The sequence below is a fragment of the Pseudomonas sp. P1_A1 genome (assembly GCF_056406935.1).
The window spans coordinates 194352-208146 of record NZ_JBFTZE010000001.1 but is presented as its reverse complement, the minus strand read 5'-3'; the positions used below and the strand labels follow the sequence as shown (position 1 = coordinate 208146).

General features: G+C 57.4%; 12 protein-coding genes. 6 read left to right on the top strand and 6 right to left on the bottom strand.

The window, feature by feature from the left end; translation table 11 throughout:
• Positions 1-37 precede the first annotated feature (37 nt).
• Entirely contained in the window at positions 38-1387 is a 1350-nt protein-coding gene (locus tag AC1D2Q_RS01050) for a hypothetical protein (protein WP_477811943.1), read from the bottom strand.
• A 729-nt stretch (positions 1388-2116) separates the two neighbouring features.
• On the opposite strand from AC1D2Q_RS01050, the gene AC1D2Q_RS01045 reads away from it, so the two are divergent.
• The 5 genes from AC1D2Q_RS01045 to AC1D2Q_RS01025 all read left to right on the top strand — a co-directional run bounded on the left by AC1D2Q_RS01045 (position 2117) and on the right by AC1D2Q_RS01025 (position 8331).
• A complete protein-coding gene (locus AC1D2Q_RS01045; protein WP_477811942.1) occupies positions 2117-2731 on the top strand; it encodes a TetR/AcrR family transcriptional regulator in 615 nt (204 codons plus the stop codon).
• An 88-nt stretch (positions 2732-2819) separates the two neighbouring features.
• A complete protein-coding gene (locus tag AC1D2Q_RS01040; protein ID WP_477811941.1) occupies positions 2820-3911 on the top strand; it encodes a VOC family protein in 1092 nt (363 codons plus the stop codon).
• 81 nt (positions 3912-3992) lie between these two features.
• Positions 3993-4949, top strand: coding sequence for a fumarylacetoacetate hydrolase family protein (locus tag AC1D2Q_RS01035; RefSeq protein ID WP_477811940.1), 957 nt, complete (start codon positions 3993-3995; stop codon positions 4947-4949).
• Positions 4949-6850 (top strand): acyl-CoA synthetase, encoded by a 1902-nt coding sequence (locus AC1D2Q_RS01030; protein WP_477811939.1) that lies wholly within the window; start codon positions 4949-4951, stop codon positions 6848-6850. Before AC1D2Q_RS01035 ends, AC1D2Q_RS01030 begins: the two co-directional genes overlap by 1 nt.
• 161 nt (positions 6851-7011) lie before the next feature.
• On the top strand, positions 7012-8331 hold the full coding sequence (locus AC1D2Q_RS01025; protein ID WP_477811938.1) for an outer membrane protein transport protein: 1320 nt from the start codon (positions 7012-7014) through the stop codon (positions 8329-8331).
• Between the two features lie 12 nt (positions 8332-8343).
• Here the strand turns inward: AC1D2Q_RS01025 and AC1D2Q_RS01020 are convergent, their stop codons facing one another.
• Positions 8344-8655, bottom strand: coding sequence for a hypothetical protein (locus AC1D2Q_RS01020; protein ID WP_477811937.1), 312 nt, complete (start codon positions 8653-8655; stop codon positions 8344-8346).
• Between the two features lie 159 nt (positions 8656-8814).
• The gene (locus AC1D2Q_RS01015; protein ID WP_477811936.1) at positions 8815-9879 is read right to left on the bottom strand and encodes an alpha/beta fold hydrolase; all 1065 of its coding nucleotides are present in this window, start codon (positions 9877-9879) and stop codon (positions 8815-8817) included.
• A gap of 651 nt (positions 9880-10530) precedes the next feature.
• On the opposite strand from AC1D2Q_RS01015, the gene AC1D2Q_RS01010 reads away from it, so the two are divergent.
• The gene (locus AC1D2Q_RS01010) at positions 10531-10986 is read left to right on the top strand and encodes a VOC family protein (RefSeq protein WP_477812193.1); all 456 of its coding nucleotides are present in this window, start codon (positions 10531-10533) and stop codon (positions 10984-10986) included.
• Positions 10987-11284: 298 nt separating this feature from the next.
• Here the strand turns inward: AC1D2Q_RS01010 and AC1D2Q_RS01005 are convergent, their stop codons facing one another.
• The 3 genes from AC1D2Q_RS01005 to AC1D2Q_RS00995 all read right to left on the bottom strand — a co-directional run bounded on the left by AC1D2Q_RS01005 (position 11285) and on the right by AC1D2Q_RS00995 (position 13572).
• Complete coding sequence (locus AC1D2Q_RS01005; protein ID WP_477811935.1) at positions 11285-11776, bottom strand: GrpB family protein; 492 nt, start codon at positions 11774-11776, stop codon at positions 11285-11287.
• 319 nt (positions 11777-12095) lie between these two features.
• On the bottom strand, positions 12096-12368 hold the full coding sequence (locus AC1D2Q_RS01000; protein ID WP_477811934.1) for a hypothetical protein: 273 nt from the start codon (positions 12366-12368) through the stop codon (positions 12096-12098).
• A gap of 334 nt (positions 12369-12702) precedes the next feature.
• Entirely contained in the window at positions 12703-13572 is an 870-nt protein-coding gene (locus AC1D2Q_RS00995; RefSeq protein ID WP_477811933.1) for an AraC family transcriptional regulator, read from the bottom strand.
• Positions 13573-13795: the final 223 nt, after the last annotated feature.

The following is a 13795-nucleotide window of genomic DNA, read 5'->3' as shown; positions in this document are numbered from 1 at the left end:
CGCCTCCGGGCAACTAGTGCCCGGAGGTTGTCGCCTGTTACTCGAGCAGTTGTTCCAGGCTTGGATCGCGCATCACTCGCTGCACTGGCTGCGGCGCCGCGTTGCCGGACTTCATCATATTCGCCTTCATGCTGGCAATTTTCGCACAAGCGTTGATGCCGTTCTCGTAGATCCCGCTCATGTCACACTTCCACTGATAGAAGTTCACCAGTCCACCCGACATCTGGAGGCTGAAATCCGTGCTCTGGGTGCCCGGAGTAAACGGATGGCCTGCCGGGATGTTCCGGAACCACTCCATCCATTTAGGCGAACCCACCGCTGGTGGATTTTTCTGGAACAGCGGATTCATGATCGCCACTTGCGGCGACTCGGCCGTCATGTGGCAGCTCTGGCAGGAGCTGTTGGGGTTGTCCACAGGACCGTTGAGGCGACCGTTCCAGCCCAGGTGGGTCGGCGGCAGCTCCTTGGTGTCGGCGTTGATCGCGGTCTGTTTCAGAGCCGTGTTGATCTTGGTGACGGTCGGTGTCGGGTTGGTGAAGTCATTGCCGGTTTCTTTCGGATCGTTACCCCACATGATCCCCACCGGTACCAGGTTGTCCCAACCGGCCTTGCCGGTCTTGGCGCCGTTGTACATGAAGGTGCCGAAGATCCAGCCGGTATCGCTCATGCGGGTATCACGCACGGCGATGTCCATCTGGATCAGGGCGACTTCCTTCACCTGGCGCTTGGCGGACGTGAAGGTCTCGGTGATATAGCCTTGCCACAAAACCGGGTTGATCAGAAACGGCACGGTGTTGCGGTCTATGTCGGCAAACAGTGCCTTGCACACGACCGTACCGTTGGCGAAGCTGTGGGGCTGCGAGGTGTAGGTCGGATCAGGGTTCTGTGGGTCTTTCCAGACCTGGCCGATGGTATGGGCGCCGATGTCGTTGTAAATACCCACGGCGTAAGTCTGGCCGGTGGCGGTTTGCGTAGGCGCCAGTTGCTGCTTCTGAATCTGCGCCTCCTTGGTCAAGCCATGAATGCCCTCACGCCCCAGTGGGCCATAGTGCTRCCACGGCATGTGATACCAATGGCGAACCTTATTTTTCTGAACGTCCCAATTGACGTCGACGTTACCTTCCAGGCAATAGTTTTTCACTTCGTCCATGTAGGCACGCCAGGTTTCAAAATTATTGTCCTGCTTGGCCGGCAACTTCTTGAAGAATGCCGGCAGCTGGCCTTTGGGCGGTGTGGTGGGATAACTCTGACTGAGTACGAATTTGGCGCCGGTATAGCTGTCGGGTGGTGCGTAGCCATAGTCAGGGTAGGTTCCGGCCTGGGCTGCGACGCTGAACAAGGCGGCCGTCGCCGCGAATGCTGTGAGCTTTCCTTGGGGTTGGTTCATCGATGATCTCCTTGATAGGGTAAACGCCCGGCATCGCTTGAGCTTATGCCCGTCGATGCGAGGCTTCCTTTCTTCTTAGTCAGGGTCTCGGTTTGATAGCCGAGGCCGGCCTCACGGGTGAACTGGGTATTGGTGGTCTACCTCCTTGGCAGCGCCGGACGAATGTGTTCAATCCCCGCTGATTTGCCCGGAATGATAAAAAGAGAGGAAACGGATTGTGTGCAGGGGATGTGAGGGATGTCGCCTATCGACTCCTGTCGATCGCTTGCCGTTCGTCCTTGCTATCAGGTGTAGGACATTTCCAGGAAAGTGCCATCCTTTTCACATCAACTCTTGCCTATCGAGCCAAGCGGCTACCATCGCGGGTCTGCCCCTGCATGGCTGGGCTTTAGTCGCTGCCACCTGACAAGCTCGACCAGGTCGACCGCCTTGGCGTTGAGCCGCTCCAGAGGTTTGGTGGGGTCCTGGTTTACATCGATGGGCCGCTTTGATGGCTCTGCCGAGAAGGTGAGTCAGACGCCCTATGGATCTGAACATGTGTGTCCAATAGATCAATGTTAATAAATCAAAGGAGCCTTCATAGACCTTGCCGTAGCGCTCGTAACGTCCAGAATTACGAGGGATGTAGCGGTTTTTATTGTGAGGCGTGTTCTTGATTCAAAAAACCTTGTTGACTGAAACTGAACACGCGTGTTCAATTGGGCCATAAGGTAATTTTGGAGAGAGAACGTGGAATCCCTGAACCCGACACAGCGCCGCATTCATCAAGCCGCCTTCCGCCTGTTCGCTGAAAGAGGCACCTCCCAGGTGAACATTCTTGACCTCGCACAAGAGGCAGGAGTAGCGCGCGGAACGATCTACAGCAACATCGACAGCATGGAAAACCTGTTCGAGGCGGTTGCCAGCCATCTCGCCAGGGAGATGCATGAGCGCGTCAACAAGAGCTTCGATGCTCTCACCGATCCGGCTCAGCGCCTTGCCAATGGCATTCGACTCTTCATTCGTCGCGCTCACGAGGACTCCCAGTGGGGGGCATTCATCCATAAATTCGCCATGAGCAATGCTTCGTTGCGCGAAATGTTCAGCAGCCAGGCGACGACGGATCTTCTGAGCGGACTTGCCAGTGGGCGGTACACGTTTGCGCAGGAGCAATTGCTTTCTGTTTTGACGCTGATATCGAGCAGTGTGCTGGGCTCGATTTTCCTGGTGCTGGAAGGGCATAGAACGTGGCGCGAATCGGGCTCTGACACGGCCGAGCTCGTGCTGCGGGCATTGGGTATACCGCCAGATGAAGCCCGTGCGCTGGCGACCACAGAGTTGCCGGCACTTCCGCCTATCGACTGAGCGCGTTAACCAACTCGACTAAACAACACCCCTGGATTTTCAGGGGTGCGGGGACGGCTTTACCCTGAAAATCCGGAAAACAAAAACAATGAACAACAAAAATGAAATGCCCCGGCTGGCGACAGCACAACCCGCCCGGCATCCGCAGCCGACGGTGAAGGCCCAGGGGCTGACTCACCTGATCTTTCAACGGCCGGACTTGAACGAGGCGGCGCGGTTTCTGACCGATTTCGGCCTGACAGTCAGTCAGCAGGACGCCGATACGCTTTATCTGCGCGCCATTGATCCCACTGCCTACTGCTACCGCGTCCATCGTGCGAAACAGGCACGTTTTGTCGGGTTCGGACTGGCTGTCCAGTCGCTTGAGGAACTGCAAAAACTGATGGGAATCCCGGGCGCGTCAGCGGTCGAGAAATCGGAACATCCGGGTGGCGGGCATTGCGTCAGACTGACTGATCCTTCCGGTTTCATTGTGGAAGCTGTTTGCGAGCAGACTCCGAGCATAACGCTGGGACACCGAACGCCTCTTCCCTGGAATCTGGCGCAGGAGCAACTGCGTATCAACGCCACACAGCGTCCGCCGATCGCTCCCCCTGAAGTATTCAGACTCGGTCACATCGTCATCGAAGTGGCCGACTACCAGGCGACCTGTGCCTGGTACACCAAGCATTTCGGGTTCATTCCCAGCGATGTGCAGGTGCTCCCCGATGGCACACCTATCGTCACTTTCATGCGCCTTGACCTCGGTGAAGTTCCCGCGGCTCACCATACGCTCGCGATAGCGCAAGGGTTCATGGCCACCTATAGCCATAGCGCCTATGAGGTTGTCGATGCCGATGCGGTGGGAATGGGGCAACGCGTCCTGCGCGAGCGCGGTTGGGAGCACTCATGGGGAATCGGTCGACACATTCTGGGCAGTCAGATCTTCGATTACTGGCAAGACCCTTGGGGCGATAAGCACGAGCATTACTGCGACGGGGATGTGTTCACGGCCGCACAGCCTATGGGTATTCATCCCGTAAGCCCCGAGGCAATGGCGCAGTGGGGGCAGCGCATGCCCAAGAGCTTTACAAAACCCAGGATGAGCTTGAGCAAGCTGCGTGCGCTGATCCGGAACCTGCGACGCAGCCCCGACCTGACCCTTCGCAAGCTGGTAACACTCATGCGGATGTTCGGGTAGGGCTGCCAGCCTTTCCACAGAACAACACCACAGATCTCGCACCGCCGTGGGCGGGACAAACGCTGCTCCAGGAGTACCTCAATGTCTGCTGTACACGTAGTCCGCTTTGAATTTCAGAACGGTATCCACTGGGGCGTGCTACGCCAGGGCCGTATCACGGTTGTCCCCGGTGTTTTTGAAACCACCGGTGACTTCATTCGCCAGAACAGCCTCGACGACCTCGCTCAAATAAAAGGTACGGAGCTTGCGGAGGGCGAAGTGAAACTGCTGTCGCCGATCACCCGCAACCAGCAGTTCGTCTGCCAGGGCGCCAATTATCGTCAGCACATGATCGAGTCGGGCATGGACCCGGATGCGAAGAAATTCAACATGATCTTCACCAAGGCGACCAGTTGCCTGGTGGCGGCGGACAGCGACCTGATCAAGCCGCGCTCCGTGCGCTTTCTTGATTACGAGATCGAACTGGGACTGGTGATGAAACGCGCGATCACCGGCGCTGTGGCTGTTACTGACGCCAATCTGCATGAGTTCATCGCAGGCGTCGTCATCGTCAATGACTACTCGGCTCGTGACATTCAGATTCCTCAGATGCAGTTCTACAAAGGTAAGAGCTTCCGCACATTTGGCCCGGTCGGCCCGTACCTCTGCCTTCTGGATGCCAAGAGCATGCCTTACCTCAAGGCATTGCAATTGCGCCTGACGGTCAACGATCAGGTGCGCCAGAACGACAGCACGGCCAACCTGGTTTACGGCCCCGCCGAAACCCTTACTGAACTCTCCGCCGTGCAAGACCTCGCCGTTGGAGACCTGATTGCCACCGGTACGCCTGCCGGCTGTGCACTGACAGTCCCTTCGCCTGCCAAACAGCGGATTGCGGCCCTGGTGCCAGAGGCTACCAAGTGGAAGCTGTTCCTCAAGGCACAGGAGAGCCGGCCGCAGTATCTCAAGCCAGGTGATGTGGTCGAGGCGCGCATTCGCAGTGCTGATGGTGTGATCGATCTCGGTGTGCAACGTAACCGAGTCGTGGAGGAAGCCTGATGACGGTGCAGACCCTGAGTGACATCGAAAGTCTCGAACGAGTCCCCTTGTCGGAGCGTGGCCTGGCATCCAGCACTTATGAAGCGCTGCGACAGGCCGCCAAGTGCACCCCCCGGGCGCCGGCGCTGAGCTTCTTTGCCGATGCCGCCGATTTCCGGCGCACCTGCGAGTGGAACTACTCCCAGCTCTTCGCGGATATCACCCGCGCGGCGAATGCCTTCCATGACCTGGGCATCAAACCGGGCGAGGTGCTTGCCTTCATCCTGCCCAACCTGCCGGAAACCCATTTCACCCTATGGGGCGGGGAGGCGGCGGGCATCGTCATGGCGATCAATCCTCTGCTCGAAGCCAAGCAGATGGCTGGCTTGCTGAATGCCGCGAAGGCCTCCGTGGTGGTGACGCTCGCACCGACTCCGGGTAGCGATCTGTGGCCCAAACTGGCTTCGCAGCTGGATCGGTTACCTGCGCTCAGGTCTGTCGTTTGGGTCAGCATGGAGCCCTATGTCTCCGAACCGGTGTGCGGGATCCTGAAAGCCATGGCACTGAAGGAGCGAGGCTTACACAACGGTATCGCGATCCACGATTGGCTATCGCTGATGAATACTCAGCCGCACACACACCTGATTAGCGGTCGACAAATCCGCGAGGATGAGTGCTCTTCCTATATCTGTACGGGCGGCACCACCGGGCTCCCCAAGATCGCCGCGCGAACCCATGGCTCGGAAGTATTCAACGCATGGGCGATGGCCGCTCACATGCAGCCACGTACTAGCGGCCAGGTTATCTTTTGTGGCTTGCCGCTGTTTCATGTCAATGGACAAATGGTGACGGGACTGATGCCTTGGACCCAAGGCGACCATGTGATCCTCGGGACGCCTCAAGGGTATCGTGGCGATGGGGTGATCCCGCGATTCTGGGAGATGGTCGAGCACTTCGGTATCAACTTCTTTTCCGGCGTGCCAACGGTCTATGCCGCACTTCTGCAAAATGAATGGCAGGGTCGCGACCTGTCCAGTCTTCGCTATGCAATGTGTGGCGCCGCGCCCATGCCGGCTGAGCTTCTGCGAGAGTTCGAGCGCCGGACCGGGCTAAAGATCCTTGAGGGTTACGGGCTTACTGAGGGCGCCTGCGTTTCCTCAATCAATCCTCCCCATGGCGAGCGCCGTATCGGCTCCATCGGGATACGGATCGCCTACCAGAATATGCGCGCGGTCTTGCTCAATGATGCGGGTGAGTACCTGCGCGACGCCAACGTGGATGAGATCGGGATCATCACGATCAGTGGTCCGAACCTCTTCGGTGGTTATCTGGAGGAGCGTCATAACCAGGGGCTCTGGATCGATATCGACGGCCAGCGCTGGCTGAATACGGGGGATTTGGGTCGCCAGGATGCGCAGGGTTACTTCTGGCTGACCGGGCGCAAGAAGGAGTTGATCATCCGCGGCGGCCACAACATCGATCCGAAGCAAATCGAAGAGGTCCTGCAGGCGCATCCCGCCGTCGGCCTGGCCGCTGCAATCGGCAGCCCCGACGTCTACTCGGGCGAGGTGCCGGTGGCCTACGTTCAGTTGCGCCCCGGGCAAGTTTGCAATGCCGAAGAACTGGAGGCGTTCGCCCATCTCCACATCAGTGAGCGGGCCGCCGTTCCCAAGCGCATTGAAATCCTCGAGGCATTGCCGCTGACGGCCGTAGGCAAGATATTCAAACCCGCTTTGCAGCAGCGGGAGATTGCCAGAGTGGTCCAGCAGGAAGCGGGGCGCCTGGGGCTTTCGGATATTGCTGTCGAGGTCGTGCAGGACGCTCGTCGTGGGCCTGTCGCCTGCATCAGGGCCGGCACTGGCCAAGAGGTCCTGGCGCCGCTCCTGGGACACTATAGCTTCCAGGTCGAGTGGCTTAATTGAGTCCCTGATTCGCATCTGTAAATCCAGCCGTCATGCCCTGGCGCTGTTCTGCCAGGGCCTTTTACACAACTTCGATCAACTCCAGCCGGCACTGAAAAGTGCACGGGAAGGCGAAGCCTTGCCTGCGTGCAATCAACAAAAACAATAAGTAGAGGTGGAAGATGAAACTGAATAGCCGTGTGATCCCGTGTCTTTCTGTTCAGCGAAAGTGTGCTGTCTGGATTAAGTTCACCAGTGCCATGGCACTGCTCAGCGCCTCGACCATTGCAGGCGCCAATGGCATTGGCCTCAACGAACAAAGTGCAAGCAGTGCGGGAACTGCATATGCGGGAAGGTCGTCATCGGCGCTGGACGCCAGCACCATTTATGGAAACCCCGCAGGCCTGACCAAGTTGCGGCGCAGTGAGATTTCCGGTGGGGCCGCAATCGTCTCGGTGAGCGATGACATCAGTGATGCGCAGAGCAGTGCCACAGGAACGAACAAGGGGGATTCGGTTCCTTTGGGGGTCGTGCCCTTCGCCTATCTGTCGACACCGCTTGATGATCGTTTTTCGATAGGCTTGGGCCTCTATGCGCCGAGTGGTCTGATCAATGACTACGAGAGCACTTTTCAGGGTCGTTACCATGGTTCCTACAGCACGACCAAGGAGATAACCCTGCAGCCCACACTGGCTTATCGGATCAATGATTACGTGTCCATTGGTGGCGGACCGACCCTGAACCATTTCGATGCAAAGCTTCAGAATTACATGGCAACCGGCGCCCTGAACAACGGCCAGGACACCCTGGTCACCATCAAGGGCGATGACACGGCCATTGGCTACAACGTCGGCCTCCTGGTTGACTTTAGCGAGGCAACCCGTTGGGGGGTGACTTATCACTCGAAGGTGAGCTATCACCTCAAAGGGCATACTGAGGTTTCCGGCTCCCCGAGCGTTATCCCGCTGGACGGAAACTATGACACCCGGATAGATCTGACGATGCCCGAAAAAGTGGACACGTCCATCACCCATCATTTCAATAGTCGCTGGACCGGATACCTGGGGGCCACCTGGACACGCTGGAGCCGGATCCAGAAGGTCGAGGCAATCAACAGCGGTGTTTCCGCCATGGGCCAGGCTGCCGGCCTGGGGAATGTGGCCGAACAAATGAACTGGCACGACACATGGTCCACCGCGGTTGGCGCCTCCTATCAATTGAACCCGCAATGGCTGATACGCGCAGGCTATGCCTATGACCCGGCGCCTGTTGGAAATGCCGATCGCAGCGTGCGCGTTCCGGTCGGCAATCGCCAGGCGGTGGCGCTGGGCGGCGCTTATTTGCCGAACCCCGATCTGACGATCGACTTTGCCTATGGTTATCTCTGGGATTCAAAAGCCTCCGTAAAACACTCGAACGACTCCGGTCTTCAACCGGAATACAGTGCCCATTACGAAAACAGTGCGAACGGAATTTCAGTGCAGGCGACCTATCGGTATTGATTGCCGCTCCTATCAGTTTTTGCACTCCGCCATCACCACATGACAGGTCGTCGGCGTACCACCGGATTGGCCGGCATAGCGTATGCAGTTATTCATGGATCTTTGGCGAGCCATGTCCAGGGTGGAGCCCCAGGCCAGGCCGCCCTCGCCGGCAGTGGGTAGCGCTTTTGCATAGCAACTTGAGCCTGCGCTTGAGTCTGTGCTTGAGGCCGAGTAGTGGGCCGTGGAAGTTTTGCCAGCACAGCCCGCGGTCAGGGCCAGGTTGATGGCGAGCAGGGAAGGGAGGATCCATGACGAACATTGGCGTGCTGTTTTGCCGATCATCCCGTTTCCCCTGTATCAAGAGGCTGGAGGCATGTTTGTGGTCGTGTTCTATTTAGATTAGACGGTGTTGCGCCTGCCTTGGTTAAAACGGCTCGTTAAATAAACGAGCCGTTGCTGTGAAGGGGTTCAGCGGGGCAAGTGCATGGATGTCAGATCACCTCAAAGGTGATCCGCATCAATCACAGCCTTGGCGAACGCCTGCGGATCTTCCTGTGGCAGGTTGTGGCCGATGCCGCCGTTGATCAGCCGGAACTCGTATTTACCGGTGAAGCGCTTGGCGTAATCCTCGGGGGCCGGGTGCGGCGCGCCGTTGGCATCACCTTCAAGGGTGATGGTCGGCACGCTGATGGAAGGCGCCGTGGCCAGCTTCTGCTCCAGCGCCTCGTATCGGCTCTCGCCCTGGACCAGGCCCAGGCGCCAGCGGTAGTTGAACACGGTGATGTCGACATGGTCGGGGTTGTCCAGTGCCTTGGCGCTGCGGTCGAAAGTGGCGTCGTCGAACGCCCATTTCGGCGAAGCCAGTTGCCATATCAACTTGGCGAAGTCGTGGGTGTTTTTCTCGTACCCGGCGCGACCGCGATCGGTGGCGAAGTAAAACTGATACCACCACTGCAATTCAGCCTTGGGTGGCAGCGGGTTCTTGCCGGCCGCCTGATTGCCGATCAGATACCCGCTGACCGAGACCAGCGCCTTGACCCGCTCTGGCCACAGCGCCGAGACGATGTCGGCCGAGCGTGCGCCCCAATCGTAACCACCGAGCACGGCTTGTTTGATCTTCAGCGCATCCATGAAGTCGATGACGTCACTGGCCAGCGCAGCCGGTTGGCCATTGCGAACGGTTTTATCGGACAGAAAATGCGTATCGCCATAGCCACGCGCATACGGCATCAGCACTCGATAGCCCTTCGCGGCAAGCAAGGGGGCGACCTCGTCATAGCTGTGAATGTCGTACGGCCAGCCGTGCAGAAGAATCACCACCGGCCCGTTAGCCGGGCCTGTTTCGGCGTATGCCACGTCCAGCAGGCCGGCGTTGACATGCTTGAGCGGGCCGAACGGGGAGGGTGTTGCATGAGTGGCACCAGCATTGACCGAGGTTGGCTGCGCCGCTGCGGTCGTTTGTGCGTGGGCCGCACCGAGAACGCCGAACAGGGTAAACGCGAGGATCGACGAGCCGACCAGGCGGTGGCGGGTTTTGCCGGTTTTGTTCTGCAGTGCCATCTTCATGTGATGTCTCCGTTGCAAGCCGTTGGCCAGGGAGTCTGACTGATCCCCTCGAAACCTTGCTTGCATTTGAACGCGGCGACGTATCTGGCCTGTGTCGAATCTCAGGCCAGGTGAAAATCCATGTATCGAGAGGCTGGTCATACACACTGTGATACACAGCGGGGCGTACAGAGCCTGTTTCTGGTTAACTACGACTACTCAAATTATGGAGATGTGTAGATGGCCGAAGGGATTTTGAAGTCGAAGCTGGCCAATTTTCTGGTGGCTGACGCCCAGTTGAATCACGACAACGTGGACGATCTGTTCTCCATAGCCGGGAGTGGCAGTGTGGGCGCGTTGGCCGGGGTGCTGGAGGCCTTCAAGAACGCATACGGAGGGTTGTGGGTTGGCGGGAAGTTGGTGGTTACCGAAACCATGGTTCGCTTGAACGCCAATGCCATGAACCGCCTCGTTCAGGATGGGACCCTGGATATCGAACTCCCATTGGCAATGATCCGAAAGGTCAGCGTTGAAGGTGGGTTTGTGACGAAGATCGTCCGTCTGGATACCGACGCTGGCAGCGTTAAATTTCGCTGTTACGGTGCAAAAGACGTCGCCGCGCTGATAGAGAAGTTGACCCACTCGGTGGCCTCGATACCCGCCCGGGGGCCATTGAAATTAAAGTTCAGCCACGTCGATGTTCTCGTCAAAGACCTCGAGGAAGCGTGCAAGTATTACGCTCGTGTCTTCAGCGCCAGAATTTCAAAGACACTTGATTGGCAGCGCGACGGTTTGCATGTGCGCTATGCGATTGTCATGTTTGGCACGGAGCGCCTTATGCTGGTGCAACCGTTTACCGGAAATCTCAAGGCTCTGATGGACTCCAACGGCGAAGGCACGATCTACCGGCACTGTTATTCCACACCGGACATCGAGGCAGCTTACGACGAATTGATTGACGCAGGCGTCCAGCCGGAAAATGAAAACGGCAAGCCGCTGTCTCGCGATAATCTCCAGTCGCCAAGTGGGACACGCATACTCTGGTTACCGAAACGCTTCGGGCATTTTTCCATTGAGCTGCTTGAAGAGAAAGAGCTGGAGGCATTTATCAAGGATGCATTTGCTTAGGAGAGATGAGGGCGGACGCTCGGCATTGCCACGCTGACTAGCCGATGGGGCCTGGCTCTACGTGGTCACTGCGAGCGGATGTCGAGAGCGACCCCATAAGCCCAACGCTGGTCAGTAAAGTAATTTCAGCCGCGACGCACGCCTTGTAGCAGCTGCCGAGCTCGCGAGGCTGCGTTCGGCTGCGAAACAGTCGTAAAATCAGAACCTGCGGTGGGTCAGGCAGACCGCGCCAACCGGACTCACGACTGCTGCGCAGCCGAACGCAGCCTCGCGAGCTCGGCAGCTGCTACTGATCGCATTACCCCATAACCTCGTCGATAAAAGGTGCCTTCCGTGCCAGGTATTCACCTATGCCGCCGGTGTTGTTTGCTTCCAGTTCAAGCTTCAAGTCTTGATACCGCTGGCGAAGCACAGGGTCGCTCCTGAGCAAATCACGAAAGCGGAGCATTCTTTCGATTTGACCGTGGCCGGTGATACAAACGTGGGCCTTGTGTGTTCGCACACCATCAATATCGCGACGATAAAAATGGTGCCCTGCCGACAGATCGCTTCCCCGTGCATACCCTAACCCAATCATGACAGTGTCTCGGGAGGATTCGTTTCGATGCTGCGCAACCTCGACAAGGAGGTCGATCTCTGGCTTGGCAGCGAGCTCGGGAACGGCGGTGCTTCCGACATGATGGATGGCAACAAGCTCAGTGCCGAACGCCTTCGCGATCTGCTCTTTGGCGCTAAGGAAGAGCGCGGGCCATCGGCTGTCATAGGGGGAAATTTTGCTGGTTAGCGCCATGGTGCTTCTTCCTTGTATCCACTGGCTTGGTAATGCGGACACTACAAGCGTGCGCGTTCTACACGCCGCCAGGCAGCATCCATGCGAGGGCTGGATGTTAGCGCTTCCAATGCGCAGCAGCTATGAGAGTTGGGATACCAGGGGGTGGCACCTCCTCAAGCTGCTTTTTTGACTGAATCTGGCAACGGTTGAGGAAAGCAAAATGTCAGATTTAGACCCATTGCGGACGCCGACTAACGTTGTGATTGAGGGCTGGCCGGGTGGCGAAGCAGCTTCTGGCCAGCTCCACTCGAAGTGTTTGTTAGGCAAGGCAAACAGTTTATTTACAACTGAATTGAACTTCGGCACCAGCATACGAAGAGTAGGGGTTGTAAGGTTTCGCATCGGAGCTTTGTACAGAAAGCTCCTTACCTTGTTTTTTACAAAACGCAGCAGACTCTTTCAGTATCTCTACCTTCACTGAGCTACCGTTATAGGCCATTGCATCCTCCTTTTCATAAACGTAGTTGCCTCCACCAAGGTCAACGATGCCAGAGTTCGTTGTGCAGCCGAGCAACGCGAGCAGAGCAACTGTAGAGATAACGATTCGCATATTTTTCCTCAAAAATTGAATGGCCTAACTCAAACGGACGACACATCTGGCGTAATGTTTTCCGCCGTTTGTGTCTGATAACGTTCCTTGCGCATGCGTAACTCCTTGTTCGGCTCGGTTGTCATGCCAGAAACGCGACATAAGGCGAGGAGGAAGAGTGACATGACTCATGCACACAATACCGGCGCATTAGTGGCCTGTCCAAGCTCTGCTTTTGGCCGATTGTGGCCCTTCATGGCAGGCAGCAATTGGCCGATGACTGCCCGTTGCGAAAGGCCGCACCCTGAGCGGAACACTCGTCAACATCCGTCAGGGTCGAAAGCTGCTTGCTCCGCTATTGCAGCGGAACATACACGTCAGTCTGCCATTGATCCTGCGGCGTCTCGGGATAGACGCTCAGGTAATTGAAGAACAACGGGTGGTCACGGAGTTCCTCGCCACTGGCAGGAAGCCAATCGCGGTAAATCGGATAGATCGTTTCGCCGATGTGATCCGGTGACCCCACGTGTCGCACCACGACGCAGCGACCACCAGGAATGACGATCTCGCGCACACCGAACTCATTCGACGCCACGGCCTCGTGAATCTCGCCGCAGATTGCGAAGCGGAATGCTTGTGCAGGTGTCGTGTCGGGGTTGCCATAGGGAATGCCAAAGGTGCGACTCGATGCCACCGGCGACTGTCCGCTCTGCATGCGCCACTCGATGAACTTGCGCACGCTCTCATTGACGAGCCCGGGTGGTCCGCAGTGCTCAAGCGCTGCTACCCTGATTTCAGGGAATTCCACGATTCGTACTTGCATGATGATAGTCCTGGAAAAATGAGGGATTGCGAATACCGCATTCCAGACCTGCCAGTTCGGTTCCTTCCTGAACGCACTCGGCGTCATACCGAACGCCCGCCTGAACGCCCTGCAAAATGCCTCGGGGCTTTCAAAGCCGGCACCGAGTGCGGCGTCCAGTATCGAGTGATCAACTGAGGCGGCCAGGCGATGTGCCGCGCGTCGTAGCCGCATCAGTTGCACATAACGCGAGACCGGCACTCCGGCGAACGCGGTGAACTGTCGATGGAAGTGAAACGCCGAAAAATTCGCCACGTGGCTCAACGTCTTTACCGACAGGTCACCTTCGAGGTTGGCATCAATGTAGGCGAGTACGGCGTTGAAGCGTTTTGTGTAAGCGAAGTTGCTCGGTATGTCAGACACTGGGAAAAGGCTCCTGGAGGTACGGTCGGCAATAGAATCGACTATAGCGGTGTAAACGCGCCTAGCCGCGTTTGCTCAAGGTACGTTTTGGGTTGGCCAATGTGATCTCTTCCACCATGAGACACCGTATATCCAGTCCGATCACTTCTGATCGACTGTTGCTGTCGTTGTGAGGGCAGCAATTACCCCCCCCCAGGCAATCATCGAGAAGAGACCCGACAGG